The organism is Methylomonas aurea, from assembly GCF_024505045.1.
GTDB lineage: Bacteria > Pseudomonadota > Gammaproteobacteria > Methylococcales > Methylomonadaceae > Methylomonas > Methylomonas aurea.
On record NZ_JANIBM010000028.1, the window covers coordinates 15,124 to 35,275 of the forward strand.

Genomic DNA, 20,152 nt, shown 5'->3' on the forward strand with positions numbered 1-20,152 from the left:
GGCGATTGGCTGGGAATTCGGGACGGTAGCCGCAGCTCGGTCGACCTGCGGCGCGTGTTGCCAAAGACCCTATTTATTCATCGCGATGATGTTGTTAATCAAGCTCTTGCCCGGAAAATCCATCATCACCATACCGACCCGCTTGCTGACCCGGATATTGATATTCAGGGTTTGGTAAACCTGATTCAATGCTGCGTAATTGGCACGCAGATTTCGCAAAAATTGGCTGCTCAGCGGATTGGTGCCGAGAAAGGCGATCGAACACAGCTTGCCCAGGCAATTCACCCGCGGAAAATCCGGATAGGTGTTGGGATTGGTCAACGTGGTCAAGCCGGTCATCAACTGCGGCGCATCGGTTTGCGGCGAACTTTTGCCGCTGGCGGCGAAGTACGGAAAACCGCCGGTGGAACCGGTCAGACAGCGGTTAATATAGATTTTGTCCTGGTCGCCACTGGCGGCAGCCATGAATTGGGTCTTGGCCTTTTCCCAAACCCCGTACAAGTCCCAATTGCTATTTAAAGGGCAATCGTCCGGCGCGGTACCCTGCCGCTCCAGCTCCTTAAAGTTGATACCCTGCCGGGTCGATTCCGCGAAGTTTTGCAGCAGCACGACCTTGCCGCGTACCGAACCCAGCGCCGGATTGAAGCTGCCGCCGGGTTGCCAGAACAGGCCGGGATATTTGGCGGTAATCGCGTCGTAGGTCTGACGGAATTCGCGGGTATTGCCGGTCGGAGTCGATTCTTCCTTGACCCGCATCACCACGGTTTCGCCGGGGTGTTGGGTCAAAAACGCCTGCACCACGTCGAGCACGTCGGTAAAACCGGCTTTTTGGTAAACCGATCCGTGGTAAATCAAAAAATTATCGTTAACGTGGCGGCAACGGATATCCAATACCCGAATGCCGGCTTCGAGTTGTTCGCGCAAATCCATGGCTTGGGTTTGCGGAATATCGCCGCCGTACAAAGACATCGTATCGTGAGTGCCCGGTAAGGATAGCTGGCTTAGTTTCAGCGTATCCGGCAATTCGGCCAGCCAATCCGGGTTATAGGCGCCGCTATCGGCGTCGTGGGAATATGCTTCGCGGTCGATTGCGGTGGCGGCTTCGGCGTTGACGGCGATCAGGCCGGCGATGGCTAATGCGGTTAATGTGACGGTGAATTTCATGGCTATCTCCTGGTTACGGTTATCGAGTGCCGAAGTTCAACTTCGGTTAACCGATAACAGTCAAACCGCGTGCCAATTCATCCGAATCATGGCAAGGCATTGATTTATTTTGGCTAATTTAAAATTAGCCGCCAATTCTTCCGAGAGTTAGTTAATTCAAAAATACGACATATCGTAAATCCACCGTATATCGTATCGGGTTTCCAAAAGAGGCCGAGGGAAAATACCATGCTCAATTTGACAGAACTAGTCAAAAGGGTATGCAATTTGGACTCTCGTTTATATTCGTACCGTTCGTGGATCAGTTTTCGGCAATCTATCTGAATTTTACTGATAAAAATAAACAATACCGGTTTTAGGTGCGCTATATTTATTCAATGCCCAATAGCAAGAAATTTCATAAGTTATGGCATTAAAAACAAATTCGCCGCTAATCACGAAACAGCACTGCCTAGGAAACATATCGACCACTCTCGATGCCCTTAAAATTACTCAACTGCCCCAATATTCAATTGCTGTTTTTTTATTTTACACAAACAACTGTATGCAGCCATGTATAAATTATCATCGATTCGTTCATTTATATTGATTGGAGCTATAATATGTTTAGGAGCAGTTGGATGCATCGCGTACCAGCATGGTTATAGCACCGCTCGGTATACAAATCTAATGCTCCCTACCTCATCCGAATATGGCGCAGATCGCCTGCGACTGGAGCGAGGCTATGATTCTACTGTAGACACAATTATAAATGCGGTAGGCACCCCTTCTTATATTCTGGTTAATTCTCGAACTGAGCTGAAAATTTTCTATATTCAACTTGATAGAGCTTATGCGTTTAAGCGCAGCTTTTTACCCGAAGGGCAAGTTTCGGTAATCCAGGGCATTCCAGACGAATATATAACCCAATTTCTCCCTATCGATCAAAATCTTCTAAAGAATCTAAGATCATCGGCAAAATCACAAGTCGGTATTTCACAGGTGGACACAACGGCTCCGAATCGATTCGCATTAATAATTGGCAATAGCAATTATCAAAAAGGAGCGACTTTACGTAATCCTGCCAATGATGCGCAAAGTATTGCCACCGCCCTTAAATCGCTGCATTTCCAAGTAATTATCAAGGAAGATGCAACCAAACGTGAAATGGATGATTCAATTCGCAATTTCAGCGAGAAACTAAACGGCGATGATATAGGCCTTTTTTACTTTGCCGGACATGGCATGCAAGTCGAAGGTGAAAATTATCTAGTTCCAGTTGATTCATATCCAAGTAATATTGCCGATGTTCAGTACATGACAGTACCAATGAACTGGATACTAAAAACTATGGAGGCGGCAAAAAACGGGGTAAATATAATTATTTTCGATGCGTGCCGTACCAATCCATTTCCTCAATCACAAAGATCGGCAAGTCGAGGATTAGCCCTAGTATCGGAAGTTCACGGCTCACTGATCGCTTTCTCCACATCTCCCGGCAAAGTTGCAGAAGATGGAAGTGGGCACAATAGTCCTTATGCCAAAGCCCTAATTGAGTATGTACAGACCCCAGGAGTTTCAATCGAACAAATGTTCAAACAAGTTCGTATCTCTGTTATGAACGATACACACGGCTACCAAACCCCCTGGGAGCTATCCTCTTTAGTTAACGATTTCTATTTTGCTGGGCGCTAATTTCAGATGCAGAGAACCTGGCAACTCAGCCCCTAGACACACAGTTTCTCGAAACCGCGACACATCATTATTTCAACGCTGGGGTTTCAATCTCCTCGTTTGGGAGAACCGAGGAAGCGCAGGTAAACCATTCCGTCAAGGCCCAGGTTTCGCCCATGGCCTGCAGCCGGCGGTCGACAGCGTCGTGATTGCCCCAAACCACATCGTTCAGCGCGCCGTGGCCGACTTGAGTTTCGATGTCTTTGCAATACAAGCCCTTATCGCGTTGAACGTAGAAACCGTAAGTGCGGCAGGCGACCGGGCGCTGGAGATAGACGCGGCAACTGCCGGTAGCGCGATCGAGCATGGGGCAGACGATAGGGCGGACGCTTTGTTCGGCCAGCGCAGCGACGTCTCGCGCTATCGTCCGCAACATTTCGCCGGGGAGCGAGACCAGCCCCTAGGCCAGTAGCCGCCATTCGGCCTGGCTGAGCCTCGGAATTTCGGCCAAACGGTGGCAGCAACCCTGGCAACCTTGCCGGCACAGCCATTCTGGCCGTTCGGCGCGGATAGCATCGACCCTGGCGTCGATGTCGGCGTGCAAGCGTTCGAGCGGCGTCATCGGCAGTTAAGGTAATAGCGGGCGGCCTGGTTATTGCGCTACGTCGTCGCCTGGCCCCGCCTCGGCGGCAGTCGGCCGACTGGTGCCAAGCTGTCGATTTTTCCATTTGGCGTACAAGTAAGCCATGCCGGAAACGGTGCCGGCCACCGTCGCCACCGTTCCCAGGATCGGCGCGGCGGTGACGATTAAAGGCGGGCTGACGATACCCAACCAGACGCCGACCGCAGTCAACCCGGTGGGTGCCGCGACGACTGCGCCGGCGGCGGCGATACCGGCCGCAACGCCGGTTGCCATAGAAACGCTTTCGGTCCGGTTAGCGAGTTTTTCGGGATCCATTTGCTTAACCTGCTGTGCTATGGGTTGGATTTGGCTTTCGGGGGTAAGCCGGTACGGCTTCCCATTGTGGTCCGGCCGCGAAAACCCTGTCAATGCACCTTACCCATACAGCTTTCTGCAAAGCGCTTTAAGAAACATTGCGGTCACCGGGCCGCTATTTGTCTGCTGCCGCTCCATGATCGAATGCCGGTACAATGCCAGTTTGAAGGCCCCATCGTTCCGGCAGGGATGCCCTTCGCGCTCCAACGGATGCCGTAAACGAAACACCATGGTCGCGATTGCTCCCCTTGCCCTGGCGGATAGCACACCGGCAATCCCTATCGTTATGGCGACTTGATCTTATTATGAAAGTTCTGTTTTAACCCTTTGGCATAACAAACGCCAAGCTGTTGATTCTATGACGGCAAACTTATCGGCTCATCACCGTTCGCACGGCATGCTCCTCATCGAGCATGGGTGCGTTTTTGTTCCGCTTCGTCGCCGAACTCCTTGTAAAAACTCCGGGAAATCTTGGCCATCGCCCTCGCAATCTACTCCGTCAGTTTGGCGGCGCCGGTGCCGTGGACCGTCATTCTTATCGGGATTCTGCATGCCAAGCTAGTTGTCGAAAACCATTTTGCTTCCCTCTCGGCTCAGCCGTACCTGTGCTGCAGACCCTTCGATTGCGCCAAATTTTGGCGTCCGCAAAGCGGCCGACGGTGCTAGAATGGTGAGGTTGGCCCGCGCCGCTGCGGGCGAATCACGTCAACGGGGACGCTGGATGGCTGGTTTGCAAGGTTATGCTTTCGTCCCTCGCTTTGTTAAAATCCGCCGACTTTTTGCCCCGCGGCTGCCCGGTTCACAGCCAATGCCGCCCGTTTCAACTCCGCCGGATTTACACTATGCCGCTCCCACCGCTTGAAACTCTGTTCCGCCGCGAAGTACTCGCGATGTCGGCGTATCATGTCGCCGACGCCAGCAATTACATCAAACTCGACGCGATGGAAAATCCCTACACTTGGCCGGCAGATATCCAACAAGCCTGGCTGGAACACCTGAAGTCCTGCCCTTTGAACCGCTATCCGGACCCGGAAGCCAAGGCTCTGGCGGACGCCGTGCGCCGCAGCAACGCCATTCCGGATGCGTCCGCCATCCTGCTTGGCAACGGTTCCGATGAGATCATTCAAATTCTGCTGATGGCCCTGCCCAGCACGGCTGCCGTGTTGGCGCCCGAGCCCGGCTTCGTCATGTATAAACAAATCGCCCTCAGCCTGGGTTTACGCTACCGGGGCGTGCCGCTGGCGGCAGAAAGTTTCGATCTCGATTTGCCAGCCGTGCTGGCCGCGATCGAAGCCGAAAAACCGGCAGCGATTTTCCTGGCCTATCCGAACAACCCGACCGGCAACCTGTTCGATCCCGCGGCGATCGAAGCCATACTGGCCGCCGCGCCGGGAGTAGTGGTGGTGGACGAAGCTTATGCGCCGTTTGCCGACGCCAGTTTCATCGAACAGTTGCCGCAACACGACAATCTATTGGTAATGCGCACCGTTTCCAAGCTGGGCCTGGCCGGTTTGCGGCTGGGTTTTCTGGCCGGTCCGCCGGCCTTGCTGGAACAACTGAACAAGGTCCGCCTGCCTTACAACATCAACTGCTTGACCCAGGCCACGGCCGGTTTCGCGCTGGAGCATCCTCAATTTCTGTTGGACCAGACCCGGCTGATTCGCGAGCAGCGCAGCGTCGTGATGCAGGCCTTGCAAGCGATCGATTCGGTCAAGGCCTACCCCAGCGCGGCCAATTTCATTTTATTCCGCACGCTGACGAAACCGGCGGATGCGGTATTTGCCAGCTTGAAGCAGCATGGAGTGCTGATCAAGAACCTGTCTCCGCAAGGCGGATTGCTGGAAAATTGCTTGCGGGCAACGATAGGCAAACCGGAAGAAAACCAGGCCTTCCTGCAAGCCCTCAAAGCCGCGCTAGCCTAGGCCGGCAGGCGCCGCAGCCCCGGCGCAATAACAGTTTCAATAAACAGTGCCAGTAAGGTATATTTGCCAAACAATTATAAAAATTGATGTAGCTCTAAAAAATACATCGTCACGCAACAGGAGTATGTTCTATGAATCAAGAAGGCGTCGATACGTCAAAGCGCCAATTTCTGACCTCGGCGCTGTCGGTGGTTGGAGCCGTGGGTGCCGGTTATCTGGCGGTGCCCTTCCTCTCACAAATGCAGCCCAGCGCCAAAGCCATGGCGGCGGGCGCGCCGGTCGAGGTCGACATCAGTAAAATGGAACCCGGCCAGTTGATCCGGGTGGCTTGGCGCGGCAAACCGGTATGGATCCTGAACCGTACCCCGGAAGTGCTGACGACGCTGGCCACGCTGGACAGTAAACTGGCCGATCCGGTATCCAACGAATCCCTGCAACCCGATAACAGCAAAAACCCGGTGCGTTCGATCAAGCCGGAGATTTTTGTCGCAATCGGCCTGTGTACCCATTTGGGCTGCTCGCCCACCTTCCGCCCGGAAATCGCCCCCGCCGATTTAGGCAACGACTGGAAAGGCGGTTTCTTCTGCCCCTGCCACGGCTCCTGGTTCGATTTGGCCGGACGCGTGTTCCGCGGCGTACCCGCGCCGACCAATCTGGAAATTCCGCCCTACCGGTATGAAACCGACAATCTGATCGTCATCGGCGAAGACAGCGAGGCTAAAGCAGCATGAAGCAAAAAATGAATCAATACAGCGACTGGCTGTTGGAGCGCTTTCCACTCTCCGATTTGTGGAACGAACACATGGCGCATTACTACGCGCCGAAAAACTTTAACATCTGGTACTTTTTCGGCTCGCTGGCGCTGTTCGTTCTGGTTAACCAGTTCGTCACCGGCATCCTGCTGACGATGAACTACAAACCGGACGCCAAACTGGCGTTCGACTCGGTCGAATACATCATGCGCGACGTCAACTGGGGCTGGCTGGTGCGCTACATGCACTCCACCGGCGCCTCGGCGTTCTTCATCGTGGTTTATCTGCACATGTTCCGCGGCTTGGTTTACGGCTCGTTCAAGCAACCGCGCGAATTGATCTGGATCTTCGGCATGCTGATTTTCGTCTGCTTGATGGCCGAAGCCTTCATGGGCTATCTGCTGCCGTGGGGTCAGATGTCTTATTGGGGCGCGCAGGTAATCATCTCGCTGTTCAGCGCAATTCCGGTGATCGGCGACGAATTGTCGCTGTGGATACGCGGCGACTACGTGGTATCCGATGCGACGTTGAACCGCTTCTTCGCATTCCACGTCATCGCCGTGCCGCTGGTTTTGCTGATCCTGGTGTTCCTGCACATCGTCGCGCTGCATGAGGTAGGTTCTAACAACCCGGACGGCGTCGAGATCAAGAAAAACCTGAACTGGAAAGGCAACCCGATCGACGGCATTCCGTTCCATCCTTACTACACCGTCAAGGATATCGTCGGCGTCGGCGTGTTCATGTTCTTCTTCGCCACGGTGATTTTCTACATGCCGGAAATGGGCGGCTTCTTCCTGGAACACGCCAACTTCATTCCGGCCGATCCGTTGAAAACACCGGAACATATCGCCCCGGTCTGGTATTTCACGCCGTTTTACGCGATTTTGCGTGCGGTGCCGGATAAGTTCGCCGGCGTCATCGCCATGGGCGGCGCCATCGTCGTGCTGTTCATGCTGCCTTGGCTGGACCGCAGCCCGGTCAAATCCATCCGCTACCGTGGCGGCCTGTTCAAAAAAGCGGTGCTATTGTTCGTCATCGCCTTCTTGGGTTTGGGCTATCTGGGCACGCAACCGGCCACGCCCGGCGCGACAATGGTAGCCCGGGTATTCACCGCGGTTTATTTCGGCTTCTTCCTGTTGATGCCGTTGTATACCCGTTGGGAAAAAACCAAGCCGGTACCGGAGCATCTGACTCCGCAACCGACGCTGGAAGACAGGATTCCGGCAATCAAAGCCTTGATCGAAGAAGTGGTGGAAGTCCGTCAGGTTCCCGATAATTTGGGCGGTACGATTCCGAAAAAAGGCCCGAACTGGCCCGGTATTCAAGCCGTGCTGATTCGTTTTGCAAAAAACCTGAAAAAGAGCCTGGACTAAGCCATGAAAAAGACACTCTACACTCTTTTGTTTTTGCTGCCTTTCAACGTACTGGCCAGCGGCGGCGGTATGAAGTTGGACAGCGCCGATATCGACCTGAGCGACATCCAATCCCTGGAACGCGGCGCCAAACATTATGTGACCTACTGCTTGGGCTGCCATTCGGCCAAACACATCCGCTACAAACGTATCGCGCTGGATTTGAAACTGGACGAAGCGGAAATCCTGAAAAACGTCGCTCCGCTTGGCGCCGGCATCTACGATCAGATGCATTCGGCGATGAACGCGCACGACGCGGAAAAATGGTTCGGCACCACACCGCCGGATTTATCGCTGATCGCCCGCTCTCGCGGCGCAGATTGGCTGTATAGCTATTTGCGTAGCTTCTACAACGATCCGTCGAAACCGTTGGGCGTCAATAATGCGGTGTTCAAAGATGTGGGCATGCCCAACGTGTTCTGGCAGTTGCAGGGCACGCAAGCCGCCGAAATCCATAAAGTGGAAGGCCAGGACGTAGTCACCGGTTTACGGCTGGAACAACCGGGACAATTGTCGCCGAAAGAGTTCGACAAATTGGTCAACGACCTGGTCAATTTCCTGGTCTACGTCGGCGAACCGGTACAACTGGAACGGCAGCAAATGGGTAAATACGTGCTGTTCTTCATCTTGATGTTCATCGTCTTGGCCTACCTGCTGAAGAAGGAATACTGGAAAGACGTGCACTAAGCGTCGGCCCCGGAGCGCAAAAAACCGGTATCGGCTACCGATACCGGTTTTTTTATGCCTTGCTTTCGGGCTAAACCGGCAACGCTAATCGGCCTGGAACGGACGCCGACCGAAGGCGGGCACTCCAGGTAGTGACCCGGCCGACCCCGGATCGCTCCAAACAGTACTGGTTTTACCGGTTTTGGCCCGATCGAGCGCAGCCTTGGGAGGCGCGATTTTTTTACCGCCCATCAATTGGTCGATCTGGCCTTTATCCAGAGTTTCCCAATCCAACAAGGCCTGAGCCATGTTGTGCAATATGTCGATATGCGTTTTCAGTATGGTTTCGGCGCGTTGGTAATTGCCGGACAGCATTCGCCGGATTTCCTTGTCGACGAACAAGGCCATCTGCTCCGACATCGGTTTGGCTTGCGGCCCGAAATAGCCGCTATCGCTGTCGCCGCAATCCATCGGCCCCAAGCGGTCGGACAAACCCCATTTGGTCACCATATTTCGCGCCAGTTGGGTGGCACGCTGGATATCGTTGGAAGCGCCGGTGGTGACTTTATCCTTACCGTAAATCAAAGCCTCGGCAATCCGGCCGCCGAACAGGCTGGAAATTTGCCCTTCCAGTTTCGCCTTGCTCGCGCTGTATTGGTCGCGTTCCGGAAGGAACATCGTGATGCCCAGCGCGCCGCCGCGCGGCATGATGCTGACTTTGTAAACCGGGTCGTGTTCCGGCACCAGCCGGCCGACGATGGCGTGGCCGGCTTCGTGGTAGGCCGTCATCAACAGTTCTTCCCGGCTCATGATCATCGTGCGTTTTTCCGCACCCATGATGGTTTTGTCGCGCGCCTTGTCCAGGTCGTTCATGGTCACTTCCCGCTGGTTGTTGCGAGCGGCAAACAACGCGCCTTCATTGATCAGATTGGCCAATTCGGCACCGGAAAATCCGGGGGTGCCGCGCGCCAGAGCGTTGATGTCGACGTCGGCGGCCAGCGGAACCCGGGCGGCATGCACTTTCAAGATTTGCTCGCGGCCTTTGATGTCCGGCAAGCCGACCTGCACCTGGCGGTCGAAGCGGCCTGGCCGCAGCAAGGCTTTGTCCAAAACGTCGGCGCGGTTGGTGGCGGCGATAACGATAATGCCCTCGTTGCCGCTGAAACCGTCCATTTCCACCAACAATTGGTTCAATGTTTGTTCGCGCTCCTCGGTGCCGCCCATGTTACCGCTGCTGCGGGCCCGACCCACCGCATCGATTTCGTCGATAAAAATGATGCACGGTGCGCGCTTCTTGGCATTGTCGAACAAGTCGCGGACGCGCGAGGCGCCGACACCGACGAACATTTCGACGAAATCGGAACCGGAAATCGAGAAGAACGGCACGCCCGCCTCGCCGGCAATGGCTCTTGCAATCAAGGTTTTACCGGTGCCGGGAGGTCCGACCATCAATACGCCGCGCGGAATTTTGCCACCCAGCGCTTCATATTTCCCGGGATCTTTCAAGAAATCCACCAACTCCGCCACTTCCTGTTTGGCTTCTTCGGCGCCGGCCACATCGTCGAAACGCACCTTGACCTGATCCTCGGTCATCAATTTGGCCCGGCTTTTGCCGAAAGCGTTTTGGCCGCCGGCACCCTGCTGCTGCTTGCGCATGAAGTAAACCAAGACGGCAATCAGCAATAGTGTCGGGATCCACGAATAGAAAATTTGCAGAAAGCTCATTTCGTTTTCCGGCCGCTCGACCTTAATCTTGACGCCGTATTCCAGCAGATCGTCGATCATCCGCGGATCGCCCGGATTATAAGTACTGAACTCGCTACCGTTATGGCGCCGGCCGTTGATGGAACGACCGTCGAGTACGACCTCCGCCACCGATTTGCTACGGACATCGAGAATGAAATCGGAATAAGACTCGTCGTTTTGGTTGCGGTAGGCGGAAGATGTCGGATTGAAAGCGGCAAACAATGCAATCGCGATACCGGCCAGTACGAACAGCGGAATGAGGATTTTTTTCATGGTAGGCCTCCTGATGAGGATGCAAGCCGCGGCAGCGGCGGAAAAACAGCCGACCTTCTGAGCCGTCGATTGTTTATCCCTATCATGCAAATTTCAGTCCAGGCTCGCGATTGGTGCGTATTCCCTTAACAATTCCGCGCTATCGTAGCTTTCGCCAGCGGCCAGTCGCACTTTGGGTTAGGCGTTACGCCCGGTATCGGCGCTATCGGATCGGCCGGCCTGATAGCGCTGTCGAAGCTGCACCGGGCGCCGCACGCCCGGATATCCGAGCTCCCGCGACAGCCATGGTCCATTCCGGATAACGTACCGTCGTCGCTTGCCGTCGGCCACAATCGCCCCAGCGTAAAACCATCAATCCGCGGCATCCCCAAACCGGGCAACTCCGAACCAAAATGGTGCAACGCAGCCGGAGCCGCTCGCATTCCGGCCAGCCTTGTCGCATTTGCGACAATTTCGTCACCCTCTGCACGACTTTTGCCACCCTGGTTTGCTGCAAAACGGACAAAGATTGGCAACCGAAAAAATAATTTGTTTTGCATTTGTTTTATGTGTATTATTTTTTCAAAACAAATACAGAACAAATATGAGCCTGACCCGTAAACAACAAGAAATTTTCGACTTCCTGCTGCAAAACCAGGATCAGTTCAACCATCCGCCAACGCTGGAGGAACTCTGCGCGGCGATGGGTTTGAAATCGCGCGGTTCGCTACACAGCCAGATCAAGGCTTTGATCGACGCCAATCTAGTCGAAGCGCCGGAGCGCAAACAGCGCGGCATCCGTTTGACAGAATTCGCCAAGACGCTGGCCAAGCCGGCCGAGCAATCCGATCTATTGCCGTTCGTCGGTTACATCGCCGCCGGCAAGCCGATCGAAGCCATCGAAAACATTGCCTACATGGCGGTACCGGAGCAGTTGAAAACCGGCAAATCCTGTTACGTGTTGCAGGTCAAGGGCGATTCGATGTTGGAGGAAGGTATTTTCGACGGCGACTGGGTCGTTATCGAACAACGCAGCCACGCCCGTAACGGCGAGATTGTCGTGGCCTTGGTCGACAAAGCCGAAGCCACCTTGAAATTCATTGAGCAATATCCGCACGAAACCTTGCTGATACCCGCCAATTCCACGATGCAGGCCATGCGCTACAAACCCGAGCAAGTGGAAATCCAAGGCGTATTGGTCGGGCAAATGCGGAGTTATACCCACCACCATTAATGAGGAAACGTTATGCCGCGCCAATCAGTCCATATGCGAGACCAAAAAGCCAACCAATTAGCCATGCACATTCGTGCCGACCGCCAGGCGGCACTGAACATGATCGAGGAAATCACGCTGGTCATCGTGTTGTGGGGCGTATTTCTGCTGGCGGCCGGCTGATGCGGTTTGCCGATAGCGGGTTTCGCCGGGAGCGGCCGGCGCGCAATGTATAAACTTTGTTTCTACGCGCCGGCCAGCCACGTCGAAACCATCAAACAAGCCTTGTTCGAAAAGGGCGCCGGCCATTTCGGCGATTACGACCGCTGTTGCTGGCAAATGCTGGGCCAGGGCCAGTTCCGCCCGTTAGCCGGCAGCGAGCCGTATCTCGGCACGATCGGTCGGCTGCAAACCGTCGCCGAGTACAAGGTGGAAATGGTGTGCGCCGACCATGTTATCAAAACCGCCGTGCAGACCCTGCTGGCCTGCCATCCCTACCAACAACCAGCCTACGAAGTTTATAAAATTCTGAATCCGGAAGATTTGCCATAACCCGGCCGCTACGGGGCATCAATGGCCTTCGTCGCCGTCCTCGCCTTCCTTCTTGCTGATCTCTTCCAACGCCAGACTACCGAGCGCTCCGGTTTGTTTGGTGGCCGACCCCAAACCCTCGCTCAAATTGATTTTCAGCTTCAGATTGTTCGGCGAATCGGAATTGCGCAGCGCTTCTTCCAACGAAATCACGCCGCTTTTGTACAGCTTCAACAGATGGCTGTCGAAGGTCTGCATACCGATATTTTCCGACTTTTCCATCGCTTCCTTGATGGCGTGAATGTCGCCCTTGTGGATCAAATCGCTGACCAGTTTGGTACCCAACAGGATTTCGATCGCCGCGACCCGCTTGCCGTCTATGGTCGGCACCAGGCGTTGCGAGACGAAGGCCTGCAAATTCAACGACAAATCCATCAACAATTGCGGCCGGCGTTCTTCGGGAAAGAAGTTGATGATCCGGTCCAGCGCCTGGTTGGCGTTGTTGGCATGCAAGGTCGACAGGCATAGATGCCCGGTTTCGGCAAACGCCAACGCATGCTCCATCGTTTCCTGGCTGCGGATTTCGCCGATCAGGATCACGTCGGGCGCCTGGCGCAGCGTATTCTTCAACGCGTCCTCGTAGCTCAGCGTGTCCACCCCGACTTCACGCTGGTTGACCAACGAGCGCTTATGCGGATGCACGAATTCGATCGGATCTTCGATGGTGATGATATGGCCCGACGAATTGCTGTTGCGGTAATCGATCAAGGCCGCCAACGAGGTCGATTTACCGGAGCCGGTGCCGCCGACGAACAAAATCAGGCCGCGCTTCTCCATGATTTTGTCTTTCAAAATCTGCGGCAAACCCAGAACATCGGCATTCGGAATATCCACCTTAATGTTGCGAATTACTAAGGCGTAACAGTTGCGCTGTTTGAAAATATTGACCCGGAATCGGCCGATACCTTCCTCGGTAATGGCCAGATTCATCTCCGGCACGTGCTCGAAACTGGCGCGCTGCTCGTGGTCCATCACGCTGTCGGCGATTTGCTTGATCCGCTCCGGGGTAAGCTTGACGTTTTCCAGCGGCTTCAGGGTACCTTGGAATTTGGCGGCCGGCGGCGCGCCGGCCGTCAAATACAAATCGGAACCGTCGTGCTGCACCAGGATCTTCAAATAGTCTCTAAATTCCATACCGGCCAATCTCGCGTTGAAAAATGTCCAAAGTTTAGGCCAATCGGCCGACAAGTGAAGCCCGCCAAGCACCGACCCGGCCGAATCGCTGCGAGAAATTCCTTGCCCGCGCCGCCGATTACTCGTTTATCCTTGCGGTTTTTGCAATGCTGCCAACGCCATGCCCCACACCCGATTTAAGCTGAATGACCCGTATGCCGAAATCGACTGGCTATACGGCATCGTCGCGAGTATCGACGATGCCGTGTTGGTACTGGCCGCCGATCGACGCATTCTGTACGCCAATGCCGCCGCGACGGAACTATTCGGGTTTGCTGACGCCGATTGGGAGTTCATCGGCGATTGGCAACCACCCCTGTTTTACCCTGATCGGATGCAGCGGTGCAACATCGGCGAATTGTTACTCCAGGTTGCGGCCACCCCGGCGGCTGCAATCGATCTCTGCCTAGCCACATCGAACGGTTCCAGCAAGCCGCTGTCGCTGAAAATTCGCCGGCTCGACAGCCGGCAAGGCCAAGCCCAATTGTTATTGTTTTCGTCCCGTTCGCCAAGTCCGCCTCTTCCGCCAGCTGAATCCGCCGCAGAACTGCTGGAACACAGCCCAAATTTGAGCGCGGTGCTGGATCACATGCCGGCCATGATCGGCTACTGGGACCGCGATCTGCGCAACCGCTTCGGCAACACCGCCTACGAGGAATGGTTCGGGTTTACGCCGAGCAGCATGCTCGGCAAGCACATCCGCGAGGTGATCGGCGACAAATTGTATGGGTTGAACAAGCCTTATCTGGATGCGGTGTTGGCAGGCGAACCTCAGTTTTTCGAACGCACCATCGTCGACGTTTCCGGCAGAGAGCGCTATACCCAGGCAGCCTACTTGCCCGATTACGCCGACGGCCGGGTCAACGGTTTTTTCGTACTGGTGACCGATGTAACCGAATTGAAATCCGCACAAAAAAGGATCAGCGAATCGGCCGCCAGCCTGCGGGCGATCTACGACAACCTGCCGTTCCTGGCCTGGATGAAAGACCGCGACGGCCGTTACCTGCAAGCCAACAAGCATTGGTTGCAAGCGGTCGGCATCAATGAACTGCAGGCCCTAGACGGTATTACCGATTACGACATCTGGCCGCGAGAACTCGCCGAACATTACCTGGCGGTGGACCGGGAGGTCATGCAGAACCGCCGGCAAATTCAGCTCACCGAACCCGCATTCGACGCCGGCCGCGAAACCTGGACCGAAACCATCAAATCGCCGGTGATCGGCGAAAACGGCGAAGTGCTCGGCACCGCCGGCCTAGCCAGAGACATTACCGACCAACGCATCGCCGAAGAAACGCTGCGCAACTACAGCGAGCGCTTGCGCCTGGCTACCCAGGCCTCGGCGATCGGCATCTGCGAATGGGACATCGGCAGCGGCCAGGCCGACTGGGACCCGCGCATGTACCAGATATTCGGTATCGCGCCAGGCACGCCGATAAACTACGACATCTGGGCGGAACTTGTCGTCCCGGAAGACTTGGCGCGCTGCAAAGCCAAACTGCGCAAATTGATCCACCACAAGCGCGAGCAACATTGGGAATTTCGCATCCGGCGCAGAAGCGACGGCGCCTTGTGTTACATCCAGGCAGCCGCGATCGTCGGCAGTTGCCCTAACGCTTCGCAACAAAAAATCGTCGGCGTCAATATCGATATCACTCGTTACAAGACCATAGAAAATGCATTGCGCGATAGCGAAGCTCACTTGGCGCAAGCGCAGGCGCAGGCGCATCTTGGCAGTTGGCGGCTGGACGCCGACCGGGCTTCCTTGCATTGGTCGGACGAAAATTACCGGATATTCGGTACCCCGCTTGGGACCGAAGTGACTTACCAACACTTTTTGTATTGCGTACATCCGGACGACCGAGCATTTGTCGATTGCGCCTGGCAGGCGGCAATGGAAGGCGCATCTTACGACATCCAGCACCGCATTCTGGTTAACGGCCAGATCAAGTGGTTGCGGGAACGGGCCGAGCTGGATTTCGACAGCCAGGGCCGATTTTTGCGTGCGGTGGGCACCTCGCAAGACATTACCGAATTGAAAGAGATAGAACGCGACCTGGAACACTCGCGATACCGGCTGCGACAACTCTACGCCCGCCGCGAAACCGCTCGCGAAGAGGAACGCAAACGCATCGCCCGCGAAATACACGACGAACTCGGCCAGATGCTAACTGCGCTGCGCATGCAAATTTCGCTGATGCGGCTGCGCTTTGCCGGCGACAACGCCGCGCTGGCGGAGAAGATTCAGGATACGATGGTACTGCTTGACAAAACCATCGAAGTCACCCGCGACGTAGCAACCTCGCTGCGACCGTCGGCAATTGAAATGGGCATCGTCCCGGCACTGGAATGGCAAATCAGAAAATTCTCCGACCAGTCAGGCATCGCTTGCGATTTCATCCATCCCGAACAAGGACTGGAAATGGACGAGGAATGCGCGATGGCGGTATTCCGCATCGTCCAGGAATCGTTGACCAACGTGCTAAAGCATTCCGGCGCGGATCGGGTTAAAATCCGCATCGATATCGAAGCGAGCCATTACTTGGTGGAAGTTTTCGATAACGGCCGCGGTTTCGACGCATCGGACGCCAGGAAAACCCAATCGTTCGGTTTGATCGGCATCCAAGAGCGCGCCATCATGCTCGGCGGCGTAACCGAAATACTCAGTACCCCAGAGGCAGGCACCGCCGTTCGCGTCAGAATCCCGGCCGCCCTAAACAGAAACGTCTTATGATTCGACTGGTGATAGCCGACGACCACGCCATCGTGCGTAGCGGGCTCAAACAATTGTTCGCTCTGAATGCGGACATCGAAATTAGCGGCGAAGCCGAAAACAGCGAGCAACTGCTGGACTGCCTACGACACTGCGCAGTGGACTTGGTTCTGCTGGATTTGAACATGCCCGGCCCGGGCGGTTGCGAGGCGATCGGACGGATTCGGCGGGAATTCCCGGCTTTACCGATACTGGTGCTGAGCATGCACAACGAACTGCAAATCGTCGGCTTAGCATTGAAGGCTGGCGCCAACGGCTACCTGACCAAGGACAGCGATCCGGAAACGCTGATGGCCGCAATCCGTAGAGTCGCGGCCGGCCAGCGCTTCATCGATCCCAAACTGGCCGAGAAAATCGTGTTCGCCGACGAAGCCGAGACCGAAAAAAAACCGCACCAGAAGCTATCGGCCCGCGAGTTTCAAATCATGCAATTGCTGGCCAGCGGCAAGGGCATCAACGAAATCAGCCAGGAACTGGGGATCAGCAACAAAACCGTCAGTACATACAAATCCCGTCTGTGCGATAAGCTGCAAATCAAAAATACGGCGGAATTGATCCGTTATTACGACGCCCAAGTCTGGCAGCCGTAACCCAGGCCATCCGCTCGCCTTCCGCGCTCGGCCCGGCGACGCGGCAACGGCTACATTCGCAAGCCCTTGTTATGTGTGGGCTTTTACAACCCGTCGCTGCACTCGACCTAACCCGGAACGCCCAATCCACAGTATAATGCTGCGTTTTTTCCGTTAATCCCCCCGTTATGAGTCAACAACGAAAAGCCGTGGCGCTGATTTCCGGCGGCCTGGATTCCATGCTGGCCTGCCAGACCATCATGAACCAGGGCATCCATGTCGAAGGCATCAACTTCTTTACCGGATTTTGCGTCGAAGGCCACACCCACGCCATCCGCAAGCAGGACGCCGACAAGGTCAAGCGTAACAACGCGCTGTGGGTAGCCGAACAACTCGGCATCAAGCTGCACATCATCGATATCATCGAGGAATACAAACAGGTGTTGCTGAACCCCAAACACGGCTACGGCGCCAATCTGAACCCGTGCCTGGACTGCAAGATCTTCATGGTCAACAAGGCCAAGCAGTGGATGCAGGAAAACGGCTTCGATTTCATCATCACCGGCGAAGTGGTCGGCCAACGGCCCATGTCGCAACGCAAGCAAACCATGCCTATCGTTGCTGCCGAATCCGGAGCCGACGACCTGCTGGTGCGGCCGCTGTCGGCGCAAAATCTGCCCGCCACCTTGCCGGAACGCGAGGGCTGGATCAGCCGCGACAAGATGTTCGGCTTCAGCGGCCGCTCCCGCAAACCGCAAATGGCTTTGGCCAAAGAATTCGGTTTTGCCGACTACGCCCAACCGGCCGGTGGCTGCTGCTTCCTGACCGACGAAAGTTATTCGTTAAAATTGACCGACCTGTGGCAGGCCCGCGGCAAACGCGATTACGATCTGGACGACATCATGCTGTTGAAAGTCGGCCGCCATATTCGCCCGCGCCCGCATTTCAAGATCATCGTTGCCCGCGAGGACGGCGAGGCCCGCTTCATGAGCGGCTATAAAAAAGAGTTCGTCAGTATGCATTGCGCCAGCCACCGCGGGCCGTTGGTGCTGATCGACGGCGAAGTCGGCGAAGACGATTTGGCCTTGGCCGGGCAAATCCTGGCGCGTTACGGCCAGGGCCGCGACGCCGAACAAGTCGAAGTGACGATACGCGACCGCGCCGGCGCCGAACGCAATATTTTCGTCAAACCGTTGCCGGCCGAGCAAATCCGCGAGGAGTGGTTCGTATGAGCGAATTCACGTTAAACGCACGCCGGCTGCTGTGCCCGTTGCCGGTGATCCGCACCCAGGACAAGGTCAAGAGTTTACAGCCCGGCGACATATTGACCGTGGAATGCACCGATCCCGGCGTAATGCAGGACATTCCGGCCTGGTGTCGGATTAATGGGCATCAGGTGTTGGAGACTCGGGCGGGTGATGGGGAGTATGTGGTTGTTTTGGAAGTGGGTTGAGTTGTTTGCGGTTGTCTGACTATTAACCCGGCCTTTAAACAACTTTCGCCTTTTGCCCTTGAGGGTGCTGAACGAAGGCCGTCATTCCGGCATGGATTGCCAGAGCCCTAGACCACGAAGCGAATCTAGGCTCCATGGACGGTCGAAGCCCGCCATCCATGGCACTGGATACCCGGTCTTGTGCCCTTTGGGTAGCCCGGCTGGTATGACGGCTTTTCTTCTAATCTGACAAAGTAGAATTAGAGCCGAGTTAACAATTGAGTCGCTATCGCGACGGATTTTTTTAATGTCGGTTCGCGGACCGACAACCGCGATACTTTTCTTTGCTTGTCCAAAGAAAAGTATCCAAAAGAAATGACACCCGGACGCCGCTTATTCCCTGCGCTCCTCGCTTTCGACGGGGATCGACAGAAGGGGCTCCTGCCCCTCTGTCGATGTGCGGCATCCATGCCGCACCCCTGCGGGCTATTCCCGCCGAAAGCTCCGGTGCTCGGCGCGGCATACGGGGAAAACCCTCGCTATAAAAAGCAACTGTTTTATTTGTTGATTTGGATGACATACAGTAACTATCTAATAACGTGTTAGTCGTCTTTTGGAAAGTAAGCATGGCTTTTGATTCACACCCCCCAGAATTAGAATTATTTATTGAGAAAGCCGATAAGCTTGAAAATAGCGGTTTTGTGAAAAAAATAAAAGAAGAATTCACTTTGGATATAAGCATTGACTTATCCCGTGAAGACCCATTAAACATCAGAAGCATCAGGCCAAACCAAGAAAATATCGATGCCTTTATATTGACTTTCCGGTTTTTCATACAAGACAATGAAGCAACTTCAATCAGAAACTTACAAAAATTTTTTGATTCTGAATTTGTAACTAGTGAAGAGAAAAATAAGTTCAATTCTGCACGAAACAATCTGAATTCCTTCCTGTCGGAAAGCACTAACTTGATATTCAAAGACGAAAATATTTCAAACCAAATGTTAATGGATATATTTATATATGGCGAGCTGTCTCATGCCAAAAAGTCGAAAAAGGAAAAGTTTGATTTATGGATGAGCAGAGACGATGCGCAAGAATTCTTCTGGCATAAATTTTCACATTTTTGCAATCAATTCAATATATTAAGAATATTCTTTTAACTGTAATAGCAAGAAATAAAAATTCCTAAGATTGCGCTCAAAGGGAAGCTCGGCTTCGCGCCCCTTAGCTTTACGTTAAGCGAACCAAAGAGGACAGACACATCATGGCTTATCGATTCCAAATTTCCGCAAATTTATTGACTTGGCCACGAAAATGCGCCTGTTGTGGTGATTCGGCAGATAAACATCTTAAAGCATCAGCATCAAGAACGACTGGAAAAAGGGTTCGTACAACTAAAACTTCTTGGTGGGAAGTACCATATTGTTCGTCTTGTTTAAACCATAAAGCAAGCTTTGAGAGTGCCGGCAGTTGGCTTTTAGCTGGTTTTCTGTTTGGAATTGTTACTTGGTATTTTGCTGCAAGTGCGTCGAACAGTGGTCTGATAGGTTTTATTGCTGGAGTGATACTTTTGTTGTTGAGTTTTTGGCCTTATAGGCAAGCGGTAAAGGTTGCTAAATTAAAAATGAAGCCGGGGTGCTGTTCGCCAGGTGCTGCAGTGCAATACATTGAATGGCACGGGACCATGCATACTTTCGTTTTCAAAAACAAGTCATACCTTGATAGCTTCCTGAGTAGTAATTCTGGAAAGAAAAGGTCTGACATAAAAGAAATATAAAGGGAGTGGATTAGGAGTTTACTTTCTGGCCTAACCATCGCATCAACTCGGACTACC

The 20,152-nt window shown here is 54.3% G+C and carries 20 protein-coding genes; 14 read left to right on the forward strand and 6 right to left on the reverse strand.

Going from position 1 to position 20,152, the window contains the following annotated elements; genetic code table 11:
- Positions 1–69 precede the first annotated feature (69 nt).
- Entirely contained in the window at positions 70–1,164 is a 1,095-nt protein-coding gene (locus NP603_RS16655) for a phosphatidylinositol-specific phospholipase C (RefSeq protein ID WP_256612016.1), read from the reverse strand.
- A 669-nt stretch (positions 1,165–1,833) separates the two neighbouring features.
- Here NP603_RS16655 and NP603_RS16660 point away from each other — a divergent pair.
- Complete coding sequence (locus tag NP603_RS16660; protein WP_256612017.1) at positions 1,834–2,838, forward strand: caspase family protein; 1,005 nt, start codon at positions 1,834–1,836, stop codon at positions 2,836–2,838.
- 67 nt (positions 2,839–2,905) lie between these two features.
- Here NP603_RS16660 and NP603_RS16665 read toward each other — a convergent pair whose 3' ends face one another.
- Genes NP603_RS16665 through NP603_RS16675 form a run of 3 tightly spaced genes read right to left on the reverse strand, consistent with a single transcriptional unit; the run spans position 2,906 to position 3,733 of the window.
- Positions 2,906–3,253 carry a YkgJ family cysteine cluster protein gene (locus NP603_RS16665; protein WP_256612018.1) on the reverse strand — a complete coding sequence of 116 codons (348 nt, stop codon included), beginning with the start codon at positions 3,251–3,253 and terminating at the stop codon, positions 2,906–2,908.
- Between the two features lie 24 nt (positions 3,254–3,277).
- Entirely contained in the window at positions 3,278–3,439 is a 162-nt protein-coding gene (locus NP603_RS16670; RefSeq protein WP_256612019.1) for a hypothetical protein, read from the reverse strand.
- A 30-nt stretch (positions 3,440–3,469) separates the two neighbouring features.
- Positions 3,470–3,733: a hypothetical protein gene (locus tag NP603_RS16675; RefSeq protein WP_256612020.1), complete on the reverse strand. Its 264-nt coding sequence runs from the start codon at positions 3,731–3,733 to the stop codon at positions 3,470–3,472.
- A 923-nt stretch (positions 3,734–4,656) separates the two neighbouring features.
- Between NP603_RS16675 and hisC the strand changes: the two genes are divergently transcribed.
- From hisC to NP603_RS16695, 4 genes are all read left to right on the forward strand, one after another.
- Positions 4,657–5,736 carry a histidinol-phosphate transaminase gene (gene hisC, locus NP603_RS16680; RefSeq protein WP_256612021.1) on the forward strand — a complete coding sequence of 360 codons (1,080 nt, stop codon included), beginning with the start codon at positions 4,657–4,659 and terminating at the stop codon, positions 5,734–5,736.
- Between the two features lie 131 nt (positions 5,737–5,867).
- A complete protein-coding gene (gene petA / locus NP603_RS16685; protein WP_256612023.1) occupies positions 5,868–6,467 on the forward strand; it encodes a ubiquinol-cytochrome c reductase iron-sulfur subunit in 600 nt (199 codons plus the stop codon).
- Entirely contained in the window at positions 6,464–7,861 is a 1,398-nt protein-coding gene (locus tag NP603_RS16690; RefSeq protein WP_256612024.1) for a cytochrome b, read from the forward strand. The genes petA and NP603_RS16690 overlap by 4 nt, the downstream gene beginning before the upstream one ends.
- A 3-nt stretch (positions 7,862–7,864) precedes the next feature.
- Positions 7,865–8,587, forward strand: a complete 723-nt coding sequence (locus NP603_RS16695) for a cytochrome c1 (RefSeq protein ID WP_256612025.1) — start codon at positions 7,865–7,867, stop codon at positions 8,585–8,587.
- An 84-nt stretch (positions 8,588–8,671) separates the two neighbouring features.
- Here the strand turns inward: NP603_RS16695 and ftsH are convergent, their stop codons facing one another.
- Positions 8,672–10,585: an ATP-dependent zinc metalloprotease FtsH gene (gene ftsH / locus NP603_RS16700; RefSeq protein ID WP_256612026.1), complete on the reverse strand. Its 1,914-nt coding sequence runs from the start codon at positions 10,583–10,585 to the stop codon at positions 8,672–8,674.
- A gap of 583 nt (positions 10,586–11,168) precedes the next feature.
- On the opposite strand from ftsH, the gene lexA reads away from it, so the two are divergent.
- Genes lexA through NP603_RS16715 form a run of 3 tightly spaced genes read left to right on the forward strand, consistent with a single transcriptional unit; the run spans position 11,169 to position 12,329 of the window.
- A complete protein-coding gene (gene lexA, locus NP603_RS16705) occupies positions 11,169–11,798 on the forward strand; it encodes a transcriptional repressor LexA (protein ID WP_256612027.1) in 630 nt (209 codons plus the stop codon).
- Between the two features lie 12 nt (positions 11,799–11,810).
- Positions 11,811–11,960, forward strand: coding sequence for a hypothetical protein (locus NP603_RS16710; RefSeq protein WP_157198033.1), 150 nt, complete (start codon positions 11,811–11,813; stop codon positions 11,958–11,960).
- Between the two features lie 45 nt (positions 11,961–12,005).
- Positions 12,006–12,329 carry a YqfO family protein gene (locus tag NP603_RS16715; RefSeq protein ID WP_256612028.1) on the forward strand — a complete coding sequence of 108 codons (324 nt, stop codon included), beginning with the start codon at positions 12,006–12,008 and terminating at the stop codon, positions 12,327–12,329.
- 18 nt (positions 12,330–12,347) lie between these two features.
- Here the strand turns inward: NP603_RS16715 and NP603_RS16720 are convergent, their stop codons facing one another.
- Positions 12,348–13,502, reverse strand: a complete 1,155-nt coding sequence (locus tag NP603_RS16720; protein ID WP_256612029.1) for a PilT/PilU family type 4a pilus ATPase — start codon at positions 13,500–13,502, stop codon at positions 12,348–12,350.
- Positions 13,503–13,662: 160 nt separating this feature from the next.
- On the opposite strand from NP603_RS16720, the gene NP603_RS16725 reads away from it, so the two are divergent.
- The 6 genes from NP603_RS16725 (at position 13,663) to NP603_RS16750 (ending at position 20,095) form a co-directional block, all read left to right on the forward strand.
- Positions 13,663–16,275, forward strand: coding sequence for a sensor histidine kinase (locus NP603_RS16725; RefSeq protein WP_256612030.1), 2,613 nt, complete (start codon positions 13,663–13,665; stop codon positions 16,273–16,275).
- Positions 16,272–16,904, forward strand: a complete 633-nt coding sequence (locus tag NP603_RS16730) for a response regulator (RefSeq protein WP_256612031.1) — start codon at positions 16,272–16,274, stop codon at positions 16,902–16,904. Before NP603_RS16725 ends, NP603_RS16730 begins: the two co-directional genes overlap by 4 nt.
- 167 nt (positions 16,905–17,071) lie before the next feature.
- On the forward strand, positions 17,072–18,115 hold the full coding sequence (locus NP603_RS16735; protein ID WP_256612032.1) for a tRNA (5-methylaminomethyl-2-thiouridylate)-methyltransferase: 1,044 nt from the start codon (positions 17,072–17,074) through the stop codon (positions 18,113–18,115).
- Positions 18,112–18,336 (forward strand): sulfurtransferase TusA family protein, encoded by a 225-nt coding sequence (locus NP603_RS16740; RefSeq protein ID WP_256612033.1) that lies wholly within the window; start codon positions 18,112–18,114, stop codon positions 18,334–18,336. Before NP603_RS16735 ends, NP603_RS16740 begins: the two co-directional genes overlap by 4 nt.
- Before the next feature lie 605 nt (positions 18,337–18,941).
- Positions 18,942–19,478, forward strand: coding sequence for a hypothetical protein (locus NP603_RS16745; RefSeq protein ID WP_256612034.1), 537 nt, complete (start codon positions 18,942–18,944; stop codon positions 19,476–19,478).
- A gap of 104 nt (positions 19,479–19,582) precedes the next feature.
- On the forward strand, positions 19,583–20,095 hold the full coding sequence (locus NP603_RS16750) for a hypothetical protein (RefSeq protein ID WP_256612035.1): 513 nt from the start codon (positions 19,583–19,585) through the stop codon (positions 20,093–20,095).
- Positions 20,096–20,152: the final 57 nt, after the last annotated feature.